Consider the following 17,831-nt stretch of genomic DNA (forward strand, 5'->3'; position numbering starts at 1 on the left):
CGCGATGGGGCTCTACCGGTAGAGCCCCATCGCGCCTGAAGTCGCTCCTACAGATGCGAGCCGTGCCGGAGGGACGGCTACTGCCCGGCCATCAACCGCAGCACCTGGCCCAGGCCATAGGCGATCACCGTGCCGGTGGCGTAGCCGACCGTACCCAGCAGCACGCCCACCGGCGCCAGGCTGGGGTGGAAGGCGGCGGCGATGACCGGGGCGGACGCCGCCGCGCCGATGTTGCCCATCGATCCGACGCCGAAATAGAACAGCGGCGCCTTGACCATGCGCGCCGCGCCCCAGATCACCAGCACGTGCACCGCCATCCAGATCCCGCCGATGGCCAGCAGTTCGGGCCGGCTGGCCAGCTTCATGAAGTCCATCTGCATGCCGATGCAGGCGATCAGGAAATACAGGAATACCGTCCCCATCCGCGAGGCGCCGACGCTCTCCATCCGCCGCACCCGGGTGAAGCTCAACCCCAGCCCGGCCGCGGTGGACATCACCACCACCCAGACGAACGGCGAGTCCAGGCTGAACTGCGGCGCGGCCGCCACGTTGGCACCGAACCACGCCGCCAACGGGGTGGCGACGGCGTGGGCCAGGCCCACCGTACCGAAGGCCAGACCGACGATGATCATCAGGTCGGTCAGGGTCGGCATGCGCGCATTGGCGGCCTCGTAGGCGGCGATGCGTTCCTTCATCTCGTCCAGCGCGCGGGTGTCGGCGCCGCTGCGCGCGTCGATCTGGGCAGCGCGGTTGGCCAGGAAGAGCAGGGTCGCCATCCACAGGCTGGCGAAGGCCACGTCCACCACGGCGAACTGGCCGAACAGCGTGGCATCGACGCCGTAGACCTCGCGGATGGCGACCATGTTGGCGCCGCCGCCGATCCAGCTGCCCGACAGCGCCGCCATGCCCTTCCAGGTATCGCCGGCCACCGCCGGCGGATGCACCCATTCCATCACCTGGAACGAGACGATCGCACCGAGCACCACCCCGATGGTGCCGGCGCAGAACACGAACAGCAGCCGCGGCCCGAGCTTGAGGATGCCCTTCAGGTCCACCGACAGCGTCAGCAGCACCAGTGCCGCCGGCAGCATCACCCGGCTGGCGACCGGGTTGTACAGGCTGCTGTTCTCGCCGTCGATCAGGCCCACGGTGTTGTACAGCGCGGGGACGAAGTAGCACAGCAGCAGCGCCGGCACCCAGGCGAAGAACTTCCTCCAGAACGGGGTCGGCCCGCTGGCCAGCCAGAAGATCACGCCAAGCGTTGCGGAGATCAGCCCGAGCAGGACGATGTCGTTGCTGATGATCGCCGGTTCTGCCGGCACGCCGGATTCGATCGCCATCGACGATGGTTCTCCAAGTAGGGAAACGACGCGGGCCACCCGCAGGTGGCCCGCACAAGGACTACTGGCCGATGTGCTGCCTGAGCCAGCCGTTGACGGTGTCGTGCCACAGGATGCTGTTCTGCGGCTTGAGCACCCAGTGGTTCTCGTCGGGGAAGTACAGGAACTTGGACTCGATGCCCTTGCGCTGCAGCGCGGTGAACGCGCCCAGCCCCTGCTCGACCGGGATGCGGAAGTCCTGCTGGCCATGGATCACCAGCATCGGCACCTTCCAGTCCTTGACGTGGTTGACCGGGTTGAACTTCTCGTAGGCCTCTGGCCTGTCGTAGGCCGTGCCGCCCTGCTCCCACTCGGTGAACCACAGTTCCTCGGTGGCGTAGCCCATCATGCGCTGGTCGAACACGCCGTCGTGGTTGACCAGGCACTTCCAGGGTTCGTTCCAGTTGCCGGCGATCCAGTTGACCGTGAAGCCGCCGTAGCTGGCACCCAGCGCGCAGGCCTTGCCGCCGTCGAGGAACGGGTACTGCTGCTGTGCCGCCGCCCAGCCCTTCTGCAGGTCCTCCAGCGGACGGTCGCCCCAGTGCTGGCTGATCGCGTCGGTGAACGCCTGGCCGTAGCCGGTGGAACCGTGGAAGTCGATCATCACCACCGCGTAGCCCTGGCCGGCGTAGGTCTGCGGGTTCCAGCGATAGCTCCAGCCGTTGCCGAAGCTGCCCTGCGGGCCGCCGTGGATCAGGAACGCGACCGGGTACTTGCGCCCTTCCTGGTAGTCGTACGGCTTGAGCACGTAGCCGTACACGGTGTCGTTGTTCCAGCCCTTGAACTGGAACTGCTCGTAGTCGCCGAAGGCCACGTCCGGCAGCATCTCCGCGGCGCTGGGCGTGATCGCGCGCAGCGGCGCCTGTGCCTCGGCGTCGGTGACCAGGATCTGGTCGCCGCTCTTGAGCGAGTTGCGGGTGAAGGCCAGGGTCGGACCGGCGACCGCCGGCGAACCGATGCTGCCCTCGCCCACCAGCTTGTCGACCTTGCCGCTAGCGATGTCGACGCGGAACAGCGGATGTTCGCCCATGTCGTCGGCGCTGGTGTAGATGGCCGTGCCATCGGCGGACAGCACGATGCCGCCGGCCGAGCGGTCCCAGCCGGGCGCGATCTCGCGGGTGCGGCCGCTGGCCAGGTCCATCGCCATCAGGCCGAAGCGGTCGGCCTCGAAGCCGGGGCGCTTCATCGCCTGGTAGTACAGGGTCTTGCCGTCGGCGCTGAACACCGGGCCGGCGTCCCAGGCCGGATTGGCCGCGGTCAGGTTCACCGGCGCCTGCCGGCCGGCGGCATCGAGGCGATACAGGTCGAAGTTGGTCGACCACGGTTCCTCGCGGCCGGCGACGCGCACGCTGGCCACCAGCGACCGGCCGTCCGGCGCCCAGGCATAGTCCTCGCTGCCGCCGAACGGCTTGGAGGGAATGTCGCCGGCCAGCGTCGCGCTGAGCGCGGACGCGCCCACCACCGGCTTCTCGCCGGCGGCCGGAAGCGGGGCCACGAACACCGTGTTGCGGCGGCCATCGTTCCACGTATCCCAGTGGCGCACGAACAGCGAGTCGAACACCACCCCGGAGGCCTTGGCCGCCACCTTTGCGTCCAGCCGCTGCTTGCTGCATGCCAGGTCCGAACCGCAGTCCTGGAACACGCCGGCACTGAAGGCGATGCGGTCGCCCTGCGGCGAGAGCCGGTAGCTGTCCACGTCGACGGCGAAATCGGTCAGCTGGCGCGGGTCGCCGCCATCCAGCGCCATCGCGTACAGCTGCTGGCTGCCGTTCTTGGCGCTGAGGAAGTACACGGTGCTGCCGTCGCCGGAAATCTCCGGCGAATTGACGTTCCAGCCCTCCGGGGTGAGCCGCTTCGGCGGCGCCGCGTCGCGCGTGCGCAGGTTGCGCACCCACAGCCCGGTGCTGGCCTTGGTCGCGGCCACGTCCATCTCGCGCTTGGCGAACACCAGCACGCCGCCGTCAGGGGTGAGCGTCGGCGAGGACACGCGGTCCAGCGCGACCAGGTCGCGCACGTCGAGGCCGCGGGTGGCGGCCGCGGCCGGCATCGCAGTCAACAGGCACAACGGCAGCAGGGCGTAACGGAGATTCATCGGGCTTCCCGGTAACGGCAAAGCGCCGATGGTATGCGCTGGCCGGCGGCCGGCGCAAAGGTCGGGTGTCGGGTGTCGGGTGTCGGGTGTCGGGTGTCGGGGGTCGGGGGTCGGGGGTCGGGGGTCGGGGGGCGGGGGGCGGGGGACGGTGGGCGGTGGGCGGTGGGCGGTGGGCGGTGGGCGGTGGGCGGTGGGCGGTGGGCGTGCAATGCTCTCACCTTAGGCGGCCACGGCACTTCGTCACCTGCCGGCTTTCAGGACTCTCCCTTCTCCCGCTTGCGGGGGAAGGTGCCCGAAGGGCGGATGGGGGCTGTTTGGAGCATGGGCGAGCAACAGCAAAAGCCCCCCCATCCGGCGCTACGCGCCACCTTCCCCCGCAAGCGGGAGAAGGGATCGGCAGCAGCCTAGGTTGAGCGCATTGCCTGTCCCTGCCCCCCGCTCCTGCCCCCGCCCCCTGGCCTCCGCTCCTCAACCCCGCTTGCCGGTGCGATACAGCAGCCACCCCACGAGCGCCAGCACCAGCAGGCCGATCCACTGGTTCAGGTGCAGCGCATCGGGCAGCGACAGCACGTCGGCGCGGCCGGACAGCACGATCGGAATGGCGATGGCGATGCCCATCAGCGCCTCGCCGGTGATCAGGCCGGCCGAGAACAGCACGCCGGGACGATGCACGCGGTCGCGGCCTTCCTCGTCGTCTGCGCGGATGCGGTGGAAGCGCTCCACCAGGTGCGCCAGCAGGCCGCCGAGGAAGATCGGCACCATCAGTTCCAGCGGCAGGTAGATGCCGATCGCCGCGGCCAGCACCGGTACGCGGAAACGCGCGCCGCGCTTCTTCAGCTGCTCGTCGAGGGCGATGATGGCGGCGCCGACCACCGCGCCGATGCCGATCATCCCCCACGGCAGCTGCCCGCCGAACAGCCCGCGCGCCACCGAGGCCATCAGCGTGGCCTGCGGCGCGCCCAGCGACTGCGGATGCTCGGGCGTGGCCGGGCCGATGCCGTAGGCGGTGGCCAGCAGATTGAGCACCGGCGCCATGATCAGCGCGCAGGAGAACGCGCCGATGCCGAGCATCAGCTGCTGCTTCCACGGCGTGGCGCCGACCAGGTAGCCGGCCTTCAGGTCCTGCAGGTTGTCGCCGCCGACCGCCGCCGCGCAGCACACCACCGCGCCGATCATGATCGCGGCCACCGCGCCCAGCGGCGCGCCGCTGATGCCGACCGGCAGCAGCCCGTCCTTGCCGAGCAACAGCAGCAGCACCACCGAGGCGAACAGGATGGTGGAGATGGTGATGCCCGAGACCGGGTTGTTGGACGAGCCGATCAGGCCGGCCAGGTAGGCCGACACCGACACGAACAGGAAGCCGGCCACGATCATGATGATCGTCATCGGGATGGAGACGTGCCACAGCCCGACGATCTCCTGGTACAGCCCCAGCAGCGGCAGCGTGAACGCCACCAGCGCGATCAGCATCCACTTCATCGGCAGGTCGCGCTCGGTCTCGGCCACCACCTCGGTGCCGGCGCTCTTGCGCGCGGCGGCGAAGCCGCTCTTGATGCCGCCCAGCAGCGAATTGCGCAGCGAAAACAGCGTCCATACGCCGCCGACCAGCATCGTGCCCACGCCGAGGTAGCGGATCTTGGCGCCCCAGATGGCAAAGGCGGCATCGGCCGCCGGCGCACCGGCGATGCCCTGCGCCAGCGCCGGATCGCTGCCCATGAAGAAGGCCTGGTACAGCGGGATGGCGATGTGCCAGGACAGCACCGAACCGGACAGCACGACGATGCCGACGTTCAGCCCGACGATGTAACCCACGCCCAGCAGCGCCGGCGACAGGTTGGTGCCGAAGTAGCCGACCACCCGGCTGCTGCCGAGGTAGGCCGCCTGCGCCCAGGTGTCGGGGATCAGCCGCAGGCCGCTGGCCGCACCCAGCTTGACCAGCGCGCCGATGGCACCGGAGACGGCCAGGATCCTCAGGCCCGGCCCCGGGTTGTCGCCGGCCTTGAGCACCTCCGCCGCGGCCTTGCCCTCGGGGAACGGCAGCGGGTCCTCGACGATCATCGAGCGCCGCAGCGGCACCGAGAACAGCACGCCCAGCAGGCCGCCCAGGCCGGCGATGCCCAGCACCCACCAGTACTTGAAGTCGGGCCAGTAGCCCATGATCACCAGCGCCGGGATGGTGAAGATCACGCCGGCGGCGATCGAGGAACCGGCCGAGGCGCCGGTCTGGACGATGTTGTTCTCCAGGATCGTGCCGCCGCCGAGCAGGCGCAGCACGCCCATCGAGACGACCGCCGCGGGGATCGCGGTGGCGATGGTCAGGCCGGCGAACAGGCCCAGGTAGGCGTTGGCCGCCGAAAGCACCACGGCCAGGACAATGGCCAGGATGACGGCGCGCAGGGTGAGCTGGCGCGGCGCAGCAGTATTCATGGGGATCCCCACAGGAAAAATCCGGCACACGCTATCGCCTGCAACCAATCAAGTCCAGTTGGGGGCTGGGATTGGGGATTGGGGATTGGGGATTCGCAAAAGCCATGGTCCTGCTTTTCTCCAATCCCCAATCCCCAATCCCGGCTCCCCCTATACTCCGGCGCTTCACTGCCATGCCCAGGCCCATGCGCCAGATCGCAGCCCAAGTCTCCCGCGACGACTTCCTCGGCCATCCCAAGGGCGTGTACGTGTGCTTCTTCACCGAGATGTGGGAGCGCTTCTCCTTCTACGGCATGAAGGCGCTGCTGCTGCTCTACCTCACCAAGTACCACCTGTTCGGCGACAAGGCCGGCTACGACCTGCTGGGCGCCTACGGCGGGCTGGTGTACTGCATCCCGGTGTTCGGCGGCCTGGTCGCCGACCGCTGGCTGGGCATGCGCAAGGCGGTGGTGTTCGGCGGCGTGCTGCTGGTGCTCGGCCACCTGGGCATGGCATTCGAGGGCCATGCCGCCAGCCGCGTGGCCGGCACGGTGGTGCGCGACGAGTCGGCGCTGGCCACCACCTACCTGTCGCTGGCGCTGATCATCGTCGGCGTCGGCTTCCTCAAGCCCAACATCTCCACCATCGTCGGCAAGCTGTATGCCGAGAACGACCCGCGCCGCGATTCCGGCTTCTCGCTGTTCTATGCCGGCATCAACCTGGGCTCGCTGTTCGCCTCGCTGGTGTGCGGCTTCCTCGGCGAGGCCTATGGCTGGCGCTACGGCTTCGGCGCGGCCGGCATCGGCATGCTGGCCGGACTGGCCACCTTCCTATGGGGACAGAAGTACCTGCACGGCCATGCCGAACCCGCCACACCGGCCCGACTGCGCGAGCCGGTGGCCGGCATCCGCCGCGAATGGCTGATCTACCTGTGCGCCGTGCTCGGCGTGCTGCCGGTGGCCTGGCTGATGTGGGCCGCGGGCAACGGCGCCTTCGCCCTGGGCGGGGAGATCTCGCTGGCGCTGATGCTGATGCTGGTGGTACTGGGCGGCGTGCTGGTGTGGTTCGCCTGGTTCACCGGCAGCCAGTGCACGCCGCTTCAGCGGCAACAGATGCTGGCGCTGATGGCGCTGATCTTCATGGCACTGGTGTTCTTCACCCTGTACGAGCAGACCTACGGCTCCTGGGTCACCTTCACCGACCGCATGCTGACCAAGGACATCGCACCGGCGCTGGTGATCCAGGGCGGCGCGCCGCTGCCGTGGTCGATCGTCTCGCTGCTGCTGGCGCCACTGGGCTTCGTGGTGGCCGCCTCGCTGTCGGACCGCAATCCGGCTTCGGTGGCGCCACGCGTCACGTTCATCGCGGTCTCGGTGCTGATGCTGGTGTTCCTGGTGCGCGACTGCATCGTGCTGCCGCAGACCGCCGGCTCGCTGACCTACCTGGGCGCGCTGTTCCTGGTGCTGCTGGCGCCGCTGTTCGCGGCGCTGTGGGCGTGGCTGGACCGGCACGGCGCCGATCCCTCCAAGCCGGTCAAGTCCGCCTTCGGACTCGCCTTCGCCGGGCTCTCGTTCGTGCCGCTGGCGCTGGCCGCTCAACAGGCCGGGGCCAGCGGCGTCATGGCCAGCGTGTGGTGGCTGGTGCTGGCGTACCTGATCCTGGAAATCGGCGAGATGTGCCTGTCGCCTGTGGGCCTGTCCGCGGTGACCCAACTGGCGGTGCCACGCGTGGTCAGCCTGATGATGGGAACCTGGTTCCTGGCCACCGCGTTTTCCGAAGCCCTGGCGGCGCTGTTCGGCAAGCTCGCCGCGATCGAGGTGCCCGAAGGCCAAGTCATGGACATGGCCGAGGCCGCCGCCCGCTACAGCCACCTGTTCTGGCTGATGATGTGGATCGGCCTGGGCTGCGCGGCGATCGCGCTGCTGGCCTCGCCGCTGCTGCGGCGGATGATGCACGGCGCGCGCTGATCGCCTGCTCCTTTCCGTACGACGGCATAGGGCGGCCTTGGCCCGCCGCCGCACCACCGACATACGCACCCGGAACCTTGACGCGTCGTGCATGCCACCGGCCCGTGCAGTCAACCCTATGACCCGTAGGAGCGACTTCAGTCGCGATGAGGCCTTCCCGGTAGAGCCCCATCGCGACTGAAGTCGCTCCTACAGGCCTACATACAGGCCTACAGGCGCCTATTCGACAGACCGACCGACATATCTAGGGCGTGCCCGCCTTGGCCACCTGCCCTCCCAGCTGGCGCGAGAGGAAATCCAGCAGGCGGGTGTAGTACTCGCGCTGGTGCGGCTCGGTGTAGAAACCGTGCCCCTCGGTGTCGTAGTACAGGGTTTCCACCGGCACGCCGGCCTTGGCCAGTGCCGCCTGCATCCGCCGCGAGTGCTGGATCGGCGCGCGCTCGTCCTTGCCGCCGGCCGCCAGGAACACCGGCACCTTGATGCGGGCGGCCAGGTTGACCGGGGAAACCGCCGCCAGGCTTTCGCGCTCGCCCAGCCACTGCTTCAGGTAGTTCTCGCCCGAGCCGCGCTGCTGGATGTCGCCGGTGGTGAACATCATCGGCAGGTCGTAGACGCCGACGTAGCCCGCCGCGCAGCGATACAGGTCCGGCTCCTTCGCCGCGCCCATCAACGCGGCATAGCCACCATAGCTGGCCCCGTAGATGCAGATGCGCCCGGCATCGGCGATCCCCTGCTCAATCGCCCAGCGCGTGGCGTCGGTGACATCATCCTGCATGGCGCCGCCCCACTGCCGCCCGCCGGCCTGGCGGAAGGCGCGGCCGTAGTTGCCGGAACCGCGGAAATTGACCTGCAGCACGGCGTAGCCGGCAGCGGCCAGCAACTGCGCCTCCTCGTCGAAACCCCAGGTGTCGAAGACGCCGAACGGACCGCCATGCGGCATCACTACCATCGGCAGCTTGCCGTCGTCGCGGCCTTGGGGCACGGTCAGGTAGCCGTGCAGCTGCAATCCATCGCGCGCCTGCAGCGAGATCGGGCGCACGCTCGCCATCGTGGCCGGGTCGAACCATTCACGGCGGCTGAGCAGGTACTCGGCCTTCTTCGCCACCGTATCGAAGATGAAGAAATCGCCCGGATTGCCGCCGGACCAGGTCTGGATCAACGCCAGCCTGCCGTCCTTGCTGCTGGACGTGATGAACACCGCTTCCCCGCCGAACGCCGCCTCCATGCTGCGATACATGCGTGCCTCCGGCGAAGCGTCGTCGAAGAACAGCGTCCGCGGCTTGCCCGCCATCACCATGGCACCGACCGGGATCGAGGTACCGTTGCGATAGATGATGCGCAGCGGATCGGCGGTCTCGTCGCGCAGCACCTGCCGCCGCTGGCCGCTGGCGATATCCATCGCCACGATCGCATCGGGCCCGCGCTCGCTCTCCACCTGGATATAGGCGGTACGGTCGTCCTCCGAGAAACCCAGCGGCACTTCCACGCGGTCATGCAGGGCCTCGTCGGCGATCAGCGTCCAGGCCGCGGCCTCGCCATCGCGGTAGTACAGCTTGCGCACGTTGTCGCTGCCGGCACCCAGCGCAAAGCGCACGACGCCACGGTTGTCGGTGGCGAAGCTGGCGCGCCGCACCGGCGCCCGCGCCAGTACCGTGCGCCGGCCCGACACCACGTCCAGGCGTTCGGCGCGGGTGAAGGGGTCATCCCCCGTCATCGGCCATACCGACACCACCACGCCGCGATCGTCGCCGGGCAGCGTATCGGTGAGGAAGGCCGCGACCGATTCCACCTTCTTCGGCTGGATCCGTGTGCCGACACCGCGACCGGCAACGCGGTAGCCCACCAGCAGGTCGGCACCGCTGCCGTCGGCGTTGATCGCATACAACTCGCCGGTCGGCTGCGGCTTGTCGAGCTGGCCGTACTTCTCGGAGATGCCGATCAGCACGCGCTGGTCGCTGACCCAGTCGAAGCTGCCGACATGGGTGTTCCTGCCCAGCGCAAAGCTGCCGGCAAGACTGTTGTCCGAGCGCCGGATGATCGCCAGCGCGGTCTTGTCCTCCTGCGGTATCGTCGCGGCGAAGTACTCGCCGGTCGGCGAGATCTTGATATCGGTGAACTTGTCCTTCTTGACGAAGGCCTCGACATCCACCTGCGCGAACGCACCGCCCGCCAACGCCAGCATGGCCAGCGCCGCGATCCTTACCCCGTACTTCATCCTTTTCCCCGATTTCCCTGGCACCAGACCGTGCCTCGAACCGGAAATTGCCACGAAGCCGCCCGCTCTTTCAAGACCGGCCGTGTACGCACGGCACCATAGGCCGATAACAGGCCGGTTCTCCACTCAGCCACCAGCAGGGCGCTTCGGGTTACGGTGAGATGCCTCCCCTCCCCGCCCGCTCATGTGGATCTGGCTTTCCGAACTGGGCAACAGCAAATGGCTGCTGCCTGCCGCCGTGCTGCTCATCGTCCTGTCCGGCATCTCGGGCACCCTGCCCTGGCGCACGGCCACGCGCTGGGCCATCGCCGTCGGCGTCACCTCGCTGATCGTGCTCTGCTCCAAGATCGCATTCATGGGCTGGGGCATCGGATCTGCGGCGCTGGACTTCACCGGCTTCAGCGGCCATGCGGCGATGTCCGCCTGCATCTACCCGCCGCTGGCCGCCCTGCTGGGCACCGGCCGCCACGTATCGCGACGCTGGCTCGTGATCGCCGGCCTTGCCCTGGCCGCCGCCATCGCCTACTCCAGGCTGCCGCTGCGGGCGCATTCCCCGTCCGAGGTCATCGCCGGGTTCCTGCTCGGCGGCCTCGCGGCGGCCTGGCCGCTGTCGCACTGGCCGGCAAGGGCGGCGGCGCTGCCGGCCTGGAAATGGCTGGTCCCGGCCGTCCTCGCACTCGGCATCCAGACCCTTCTGCCCCCCACCGCCAGCACGCACCAGTTGGTCATCGCCCTTGTCAAGTCTGTCTCAGGCCGGGACGAGACTTACAGCCGCGGTTGGCTGCACCGGCGCGCCGCCAGGGGCGAGGAAAAGCCCACTTCAATCGCAGTGCAACAAGAAACAAAAAACGATTGACAAGGGTGCGGCATTACGACAGCATCCGGACTGTACATTTCTTCCATACGGATTTCAGGAGTCCCCCATGAAGAAGTTGATCGTAACGGCCATTGCCCTGGCTCTGACGTCGCCTGCATGGGCTGCTCCGCAGGCCCAGCAGCCCGAATCGAGCGACCAGTTGGCCGGCCCGGTGGCCACCGACTACTCGACCGTCGAGACCGTGGCCACTGTCGCCGCCAGCGTTGCTGCCGCGGCAGCTCTCTATACCGTCGCGGGCGATAGCTCCAGCGGCGAGGACGACGACGGCGGCAATGGCGGCGGCGGCGGTGATGGCGGTGGTGGTACCGGCGGTACAGGTGGCACCGGCGGTACGGGTGGCACCGGCGGCACCGGCGGCTGATCCTCCAGCTCCAGATCCAAAGGCCCTCGCCGGGCGCAGCTTGGCGGGGGTTTTTTTATGCCTGGCGTAATCAAATGAACGGAACCACGATGAAACTCACGCCCCTGCTGGCTGCCCTGTTGCTCTCGGCCTCCCTTTCCGCCTGCGTCTGGGCCCCGGGCCAGCACCTGCGCAGCAGCGATATCAGCAAGGACCGTCCCAGCGACGACGGCCGCCTGGAACTGATCCCGATCACCCCCAAGCTGATCGCGATGAACCAGGCCGCGCAGACCGAACAGACGCTGCCTGCCGCCCTGCTCGACTTCCAGCCTGATGCCTATCGCGTAGGCAAGGGCGACATTCTCTACATCACCGTTTGGGACCACCCCGAGCTGACGGTGCCGGCAGGCTCGCAGCAGCAGGGCAACCTCGCCGGGCGGCTGGTACAGGCCGACGGCACCCTGTTCTACCCCTACATCGGCAAGGTCCAGGCCGACGGCAAGACCCCAGGGCAACTGCGTGACGAGATCACCCAGCGACTGGCCAAATACGTCGAATCGCCGCAGGTCGACGTCGCGGTCCTGACCTATGCCAACCAACGCGTCTGGGTCACCGGCGCCACCGCCAACCCGACCACGATCTCGATCGGTACCGCGCCGATGACGCTGAGCGATGCCATCAGCCAGGCCGGCATCAACCCCAGCGAGGGCGACCTGTCCGGAATCAAGCTCACCCGCGAAGGCATCACCTACGAGATAGACCTGGAACGCTTCGCCCAGCAGAGCGGCGGCCGGCAGATCCATCTCAAGGCCGGCGACAACATCTATGTGCCGTATCTCGACCGCAAAGAAGTCTTCGTGGTCGGCGAGGTGGGCCAGCCCGGCGCCTACAACTTCCGCACCGGCGACATCTCCCTCAGCCAAGCCATTGGCCGCGCGCGCGGCCTTGCACAGATTACCGCCAACGGCAATGCGGTCTACGTCATCCGTGGCGCCCGCGACTTGCAGCAGGAGCCCTCGGTGATCTATCAGCTCGAGGCACGCTCACCCGGCGCCTTCGCCGTGGCCAGCCATTTCCACCTGCAACCCGGCGACGTGGTGTTCGTCGGCGCGGCCGGTATCACCCGCTGGAGCCGCTTCGTGAACCAGTTGCTGCCGTTCACCGGGATCATCAGCAATGCCGCGAGCGCCAGCAACGACCTGGAAAACTGATCCGATGCCGGACACCACGGCATTGCGGCAGCATCCACGGTGCTTCCCGGCCCGCTGCATGGGGCTGATCCTGGCAGCCGGCCTCGCGCTCGTCGCGACCGGCTGCACCACGGTCAGCCGCTCCACCAGCGATGCGATCCGGCTGCTGTTCCAGGGCCGCCCCGACGTCACACCGACCGCCGAGCAAGTCGCGGCCCTGCCCTACCCGCAAGCGCTGATCCAGGCGCCAGACCTCAGCGCGGTGCTGGTGCTCGGCCAGATCGACGACGGCCGCCAGGTCTGGTACGCCGGCCGCAACGCCGTCTACTACCTGCAGGGCAACGGCCTGCTCGCCGGTTCGGCCGGCATGGGGCGGACCGTCGCCATCCGCGTGGAGGGCGAGGACCCATTCCTGGACCTGCCGTCGGTGCAAGGCCCGGTGGCCGTACAACGCCGCTACGACTGGATGCCCGGCTACCGCTACGGCGTGCCCGTCACCGGCAGCCTGCGCCGGACCGGTGCCGAAGACGTCACCATCCTGGGGCGGACGCTGCACCTGGCACGCTACGAGGAAACCCTCGATGGCGGCGGCCTGTCCGGCAGCAACACCTATTGGGCCGATCCCGAGAGCGGCTTCATCTGGAAAAGCCGGCAGTACCTGGCGCCCGGCCACGCCGTCGAGATCGTGCAACTCAAGCCCTACCGACCCGCGAAGTCCTAGCCGCATGTCCTTTCTCCGCCTGGCCGCCCTGCTGGCCCTGCAATCGGCAGTCGCTTTTCCCGCGGCTGCCCAACCCGCCGCCGCGCCGGTCACGGTAACGGTCGAGGGCGCCGTGCACGCCCCCGGCCAGTACCCGGTGCCGGCAGGCCATCGCCTGAGCGAAGCGGTGCTGGCCGCCAGGCCCGATGCCACGGCCTATCCGCTGGGCGCCGCGCTGCTGCGCCAGGCTGCATATACCGAGCAGGTGAGGCTCAAAGCCGGGCTGCTGTACGACCTGCAGCAGTTGCAGGCACAGCCGGACAGCGAACTGGCGGCGACCGCCGCCACGCAGGCGCAATGGCTGCAGACGCTGCCGGTCACCGGCCGTGTCCCGCAGTTGCTGGAGCCGCGCCAACTGGAAATCCAGACCGCCGACAATCCGCTGGCCGCCGCCGGCGACCGCGTGGTCTACCCGCTGCGCCCGGACCACGTCCGCATCGTCGGTGCGGTCGCCCGTTCCTGCCAAGTCCCGCACGTGCCGCTGCAAGCGGCCCGGGCCTACCTGGCGGCCTGCCCCGCCACCACGGTCGCCGACCGCGACGTGGCGTACGTCGTGCAGCCCGACGGCCAGGTCCAGCAGATCGGCATCGCCGCCTGGAACCGCAGCGCACCGCAGCCGCTGGCGCCGGGCGCCATCGTGTACGTGCCGCTGGCGCAGCACGCCCTCCGCAAGACCGCCCCCGATTTCAACGCCGAGTTCGCCCGCTTCCTGGCGACGCAACTGCTGCCGGCGCCCGGAGTTTCGCCTTGAAGCCGCATCGCACCGTTCCCGGCCTGGCCCGCTGCACGCTCAGCCTGCTGGCGCTGGCCACCTCCGCCGCCGTGTATGCGCAGGAAGGACCTGCGCCCACCGCCAGCGACTGGGGCAACATCGGCCTGCTGCAGACCCCGACCGCGCGCATGGCCGAGGAAGGCGAGATCGCCCTCACCGCCTCGCACACCTCGCCCTACAGCCGCTACAACCTCACCATGCAGCCGTTCCCCTGGTTCGAAGGCGCGTTCCGCTACATCAGCGTGGCCAACCGCCGCTATGGCGCGCCCGGCCTGAGCGGGGACCAGAACTACAAGGACAAGTCGCTCGACTTCAAGGTTCGGCTGTGGCAGGAGAGCCGCTGGCTGCCGGAAGTCGCACTGGGCTTCCGCGATTTCGGCGGCACCGGCCTGTTCGCCAGCGAGTACCTGGTTGCCAGCAAGCGTTTCGGCCCGGTCGATGCCAGCCTAGGCCTGGCCACCGGCTACATCGGCAACCGCGGCGACTTCAGCAACCCGCTGGGTGCGATCGACGACAAGTTCAAGCAGCGCTCCAGCACCGGACGCTGGGGCGACGTCAGCTTCGACTCCATGTTCCGCGGCCGCGTCGGCGTATTCGGTGGCATCGCCTACCAGACGCCGTGGGACCGGCTGCAGCTCAAGCTGGAATACGACGGCAACGACTACAAGAACGAGCCGCAGAACAATAACCAGGAGCAGGATTCGCCCTTCAACCTGGGTGCGGTGTTCACCGTCAACCGCAATATCGTGCTGAGCGCCGGCTGGGAACGCGGCAATACCGCCATGTTCGCCCTCACCCTGCGCAGTAACCCCGCCAGGTCGCCGGCGATGGCCAAGCTGCTCGACCCCAAGCCCGAACCGCTGCGCGCCCGCGATGCATCTGCCGCGGGCACGTCGGCGACCATCGATGCTGGCGCGCAGCACGGCATCCAGGGCGGCATGGCCACGACCGCTGGACGCGACGATGCCCAACCCGGTACCGATGCCACCGACTGGCAGGACGTAGCCACGCGCCTGCGCAGGAATGCCGGCTTCCAGGTGCGGCAGATCTCGCGCCGCGGCCCGGAACTGGTGGTGGACGGGCAGCAGCTGCGCTACTTCCACCCGGCCCAGGGGCTGGGCCGCAGCGCCCGCATCCTCGACAACTCGGTCGATCCGGACATCGAGTGGTTCACCCTGCTCAATACCCGCCTGGGCATGCCGATCTCCGAGACCAGCATCAAGCGCGACACCTTCGTCGACTACCTCGAGCACCGCACCGACCTGCAGCAGCTCAAGCTCGCCACCGAGCTCAATCCGCCCACGCAGCAGCAGCGCGAGGTGCTTTACCAGGCACCGATCAAGCGCTTCGGCGGCGGCTTCAACATCGGCTACAAACAGAACCTCGGCGGCCCCGACGGCTTCATCCTGTACCAGATCGCGGCCAACTACACCGGCAGCTACTTCTTCACCCGCAACCTGTGGCTGACCGGCACGGTGAGCGGCAACTTGGTCAACAACTACGACAAGTTCAAGTACGACGCGCCCAGCAACATGCCGCGCGTGCGCACCGACCTGCGCCAGTACATGACCACCTCGGACATCACCGTGCCCAACCTGCAGCTGACCACGGCCGGTAAGCTCGGGCGCGACCTGTACGGCATCGCCTACGCCGGCTACCTGGAATGGATGTATGCCGGCGCCGGCGGCGAGCTGCTGTACCGCCCGATGGGCGAGCGCTGGGCGCTGGGCATCAATGCCAACTGGGTCAGGCAGCGCGACTACGACCAGCACTTCGGCCTGCGCGACTACGACATCGCCACCGGCCACGCCACCTTCTACTACGCCTTCGGCCGCGAGCAGCGCGTGCTGGCCTCGCTCAGCGCCGGCCGCTACCTGGCCGGCGACTGGGGCGCCACCCTGGACGTGGCGCGGGTATTCCGCAACGGCGTCACCATGGGCGCCTACGCCACCAAGACCAACGTCTCGGCCGAGGAGTTCGGCGAGGGCAGCTTCGACAAGGGCATCTACTTCACGATCCCGTTCGACTCCATGCTGCCGCGCTCCAACCGCTCCCGCGCCACCTTCGTCTGGAACCCGCTGATCCGCGACGGCGGTGCCATGCTTGGCCGCAAGTACGCGCTCTACCCGCTCACCAGTGATCGCAACGAGTGGTTCTTCTACGAGAACTTGGACAAGATCGATCGTTAACCCGGACACCTGAGGGCCCAACTCTCGCGCGTCGCGCAGCGTGGGGCCGAACACCTACATTGATCAAAGGTCATCGACTTCTCGATCCCGTTCGACTTGATGTTAACGCGCTCCAACCGCTGCCATGCCCCCTTCGTCTGAAACCCGTTGATCCGCGACGGCGGCACCTCATACACACGTTCTAGCCACTCTCACCAGCGAACACAATGAGGTTCTTCCACGAGAATCTGGACAAATATGGACAAGCTCAGAAAGCAGGAGATTGGTGCCAGCGCCAAGCACTTTCAATAATGGCCTCAAGATCAGTCCAGATCGGTGTCCATCCCAGCGTATCGCGCGCCTTGCGTCCTGATGCCACCAAGCTGGCCGGATCGCCTTCCCGCCGTGACGCCACCTCAAAAGGCACGTTACGTCCCGTAACCCGCGCCGCCGCATCGATCACCTGACGCACGGAAAATCCCTGTCCGTTGCCGAGATTGAATGTGTGGGCACCAGGATTGTCTTTAAGGTAGTTCAATGCTGATAGATGAGCTTGCGCCAAATCCTCCACATGTACGTAGTCGCGTACGCAGGTGCCATCCAGCGTGGCGTAGTCATCGCCAAACACCTTCAGCGAACCACCGGTGCCTAACACGGATTTGAGTACGTTGGGGATCAGATGGGTCTCGCATGCATGCGCCTCACCAATGCGCGCATCGAGAGTAGCACCAGCGGCATTGAAATAGCGCAGCGCCACTGAGCGTAGACCATAGGCCTGTCCCGCGTCAGCCAGGATGCGCTCGACCATCAGTTTACTAGCCCCATAGGGATTGATGGGCGCCTTAGGGTGATCCTCACTAATCAACTCCGACTGCGGCTGACCGAATACCGCTGCAGTGGAGGAAAATACCAGCAGTTCCACTCCGTGCCGACGCATCGCCTCTAGCAAGTTAAGCGTGCCAGTCACGTTATTGGCATAGTAGGCATACGGATCTGTCACCGACTCTCCTACCAGCGAGCGTGCACAGAAATGCATCACCGCATCGAAATGCCGGCTTGCGAACACGGGCTGCAGATCCGCCGGCACCATTAGGTCGGCCTCCAGAAGTTCGCCCCACTGCACTGCACCACGATGTCCGGTGGAGAAATTGTCTAGCACTACCACCTCATGTCCATGCTCAGATAGCCATCGCACCATATGACTACCGATGTAGCCAGCACCGCCGCATACCAGAATTTTCATTGTGCTGCTGTTTCCTTGGCTATTGATGACTTCTTGCATCTGCCTTCAACATGGCAGTTTTTCTCCAACCACCCACTTCACGCCCTCGCGCCAGTCCGGCAGCACAATGCCGAAGTCATCCTGCAGCCGGGCCGTGTCCAGGCACGAGTACCCCGGCCGCCGCGCCGACGTCGGGTAGTCCGCCGTCGTGATCGGCAGCACCCGCGGCGCCTTGGTCAGTACGCCCTGCGCCACCGCCTCGGCGAAGATCGCCTCGGCAAAGCCATGCCAGCTGGTCTGCCCGCGCGCGGTCAGGTGCCAGGTGCCGGACAACTGGCCCGGATGCGCCAGCGCCTGCGCGGTGACCTCGGCGATCAGCGCCGCCGGCGTCGGCGTGCCGACCTGGTCGGCCACCACCGTCAGTTCCTCGCGCTCGGCGCCCA

Annotated in this window: 13 protein-coding genes; 7 read left to right on the forward strand and 6 right to left on the reverse strand. The window is 67.6% G+C overall.

Features of this window, described 5'->3' with window-relative positions:
- Nucleotides 1–77: 77 nt before the first annotated feature.
- The 3 genes from LRX76_RS18360 to LRX76_RS18370 all read right to left on the reverse strand — a co-directional run bounded on the left by LRX76_RS18360 (nt 78) and on the right by LRX76_RS18370 (nt 5,898).
- The gene (locus LRX76_RS18360) at nt 78–1,322 is read right to left on the reverse strand and encodes a DUF819 family protein (RefSeq protein ID WP_231807090.1); all 1,245 of its coding nucleotides are present in this window, start codon (nt 1,320–1,322) and stop codon (nt 78–80) included.
- 79 nt (nt 1,323–1,401) lie between these two features.
- Complete coding sequence (locus tag LRX76_RS18365) at nt 1,402–3,471, reverse strand: S9 family peptidase (protein WP_231807080.1); 2,070 nt, start codon at nt 3,469–3,471, stop codon at nt 1,402–1,404.
- A gap of 468 nt (nt 3,472–3,939) precedes the next feature.
- Complete coding sequence (locus tag LRX76_RS18370) at nt 3,940–5,898, reverse strand: oligopeptide transporter, OPT family (protein WP_231807081.1); 1,959 nt, start codon at nt 5,896–5,898, stop codon at nt 3,940–3,942.
- Nucleotides 5,899–6,083: 185 nt separating this feature from the next.
- On the opposite strand from LRX76_RS18370, the gene LRX76_RS18375 reads away from it, so the two are divergent.
- A complete protein-coding gene (locus tag LRX76_RS18375; protein ID WP_231807082.1) occupies nt 6,084–7,844 on the forward strand; it encodes an oligopeptide:H+ symporter in 1,761 nt (586 codons plus the stop codon).
- 244 nt (nt 7,845–8,088) lie between these two features.
- Here the strand turns inward: LRX76_RS18375 and LRX76_RS18380 are convergent, their stop codons facing one another.
- Nucleotides 8,089–10,059, reverse strand: coding sequence for a S9 family peptidase (locus LRX76_RS18380; RefSeq protein ID WP_231807083.1), 1,971 nt, complete (start codon nt 10,057–10,059; stop codon nt 8,089–8,091).
- Between the two features lie 184 nt (nt 10,060–10,243).
- Between LRX76_RS18380 and LRX76_RS18385 the strand changes: the two genes are divergently transcribed.
- The 6 genes from LRX76_RS18385 to LRX76_RS18410 all read left to right on the forward strand — a co-directional run bounded on the left by LRX76_RS18385 (nt 10,244) and on the right by LRX76_RS18410 (nt 16,187).
- Complete coding sequence (locus LRX76_RS18385) at nt 10,244–10,915, forward strand: phosphatase PAP2 family protein (RefSeq protein WP_231807084.1); 672 nt, start codon at nt 10,244–10,246, stop codon at nt 10,913–10,915.
- A 67-nt stretch (nt 10,916–10,982) separates the two neighbouring features.
- Nucleotides 10,983–11,297, forward strand: a complete 315-nt coding sequence (locus LRX76_RS18390) for a hypothetical protein (protein WP_231807085.1) — start codon at nt 10,983–10,985, stop codon at nt 11,295–11,297.
- A gap of 89 nt (nt 11,298–11,386) precedes the next feature.
- Nucleotides 11,387–12,487 carry a polysaccharide biosynthesis/export family protein gene (locus tag LRX76_RS18395; protein ID WP_231807086.1) on the forward strand — a complete coding sequence of 367 codons (1,101 nt, stop codon included), beginning with the start codon at nt 11,387–11,389 and terminating at the stop codon, nt 12,485–12,487.
- Between the two features lie 4 nt (nt 12,488–12,491).
- Entirely contained in the window at nt 12,492–13,187 is a 696-nt protein-coding gene (locus LRX76_RS18400; protein WP_231807087.1) for a YjbF family lipoprotein, read from the forward strand.
- 4 nt (nt 13,188–13,191) lie between these two features.
- Complete coding sequence (locus tag LRX76_RS18405) at nt 13,192–13,977, forward strand: capsule biosynthesis GfcC family protein (protein WP_231807088.1); 786 nt, start codon at nt 13,192–13,194, stop codon at nt 13,975–13,977.
- A complete protein-coding gene (locus LRX76_RS18410; RefSeq protein ID WP_269450962.1) occupies nt 13,974–16,187 on the forward strand; it encodes a YjbH domain-containing protein in 2,214 nt (737 codons plus the stop codon). Before LRX76_RS18405 ends, LRX76_RS18410 begins: the two co-directional genes overlap by 4 nt.
- Nucleotides 16,188–16,434: 247 nt before the next feature.
- On the opposite strand, the gene galE is transcribed toward LRX76_RS18410, so the two are convergent.
- Complete coding sequence (gene galE, locus LRX76_RS18415) at nt 16,435–17,448, reverse strand: UDP-glucose 4-epimerase GalE (protein ID WP_331716794.1); 1,014 nt, start codon at nt 17,446–17,448, stop codon at nt 16,435–16,437.
- 6 nt (nt 17,449–17,454) lie between these two features.
- A partial coding sequence (locus tag LRX76_RS18420; protein ID WP_231807089.1) for a sugar nucleotide-binding protein occupies nt 17,455–17,831 on the reverse strand: 377 nt, incomplete at its 5' end.

This window comes from Stenotrophomonas sp. MMGLT7, from assembly GCF_021168555.1.
Taxonomy (GTDB): Bacteria; Pseudomonadota; Gammaproteobacteria; order Xanthomonadales; family Xanthomonadaceae; genus MMGLT7.

Coding starts and splice junctions, on each gene's coding strand:
- LRX76_RS18385 (WP_231807084.1), top strand. CDS start 10,244: ATGTGGATCTGGCTTTCCGAACTGGGCAACAGCAAATGGCTGCTGCCT.
- LRX76_RS18380 (WP_231807083.1), bottom strand. CDS start 10,059: ATGAAGTACGGGGTAAGGATCGCGGCGCTGGCCATGCTGGCGTTGGCG.
- LRX76_RS18400 (WP_231807087.1), top strand. CDS start 12,492: ATGCCGGACACCACGGCATTGCGGCAGCATCCACGGTGCTTCCCGGCC.
- LRX76_RS18390 (WP_231807085.1), top strand. CDS start 10,983: ATGAAGAAGTTGATCGTAACGGCCATTGCCCTGGCTCTGACGTCGCCT.
- galE (WP_331716794.1), bottom strand. CDS start 17,448: ATGCAAGAAGTCATCAATAGCCAAGGAAACAGCAGCACAATGAAAATT.
- LRX76_RS18365 (WP_231807080.1), bottom strand. CDS start 3,471: ATGAATCTCCGTTACGCCCTGCTGCCGTTGTGCCTGTTGACTGCGATG.
- LRX76_RS18395 (WP_231807086.1), top strand. CDS start 11,387: ATGAAACTCACGCCCCTGCTGGCTGCCCTGTTGCTCTCGGCCTCCCTT.
- LRX76_RS18370 (WP_231807081.1), bottom strand. CDS start 5,898: ATGAATACTGCTGCGCCGCGCCAGCTCACCCTGCGCGCCGTCATCCTG.
- LRX76_RS18375 (WP_231807082.1), top strand. CDS start 6,084: ATGCGCCAGATCGCAGCCCAAGTCTCCCGCGACGACTTCCTCGGCCAT.
- LRX76_RS18405 (WP_231807088.1), top strand. CDS start 13,192: ATGTCCTTTCTCCGCCTGGCCGCCCTGCTGGCCCTGCAATCGGCAGTC.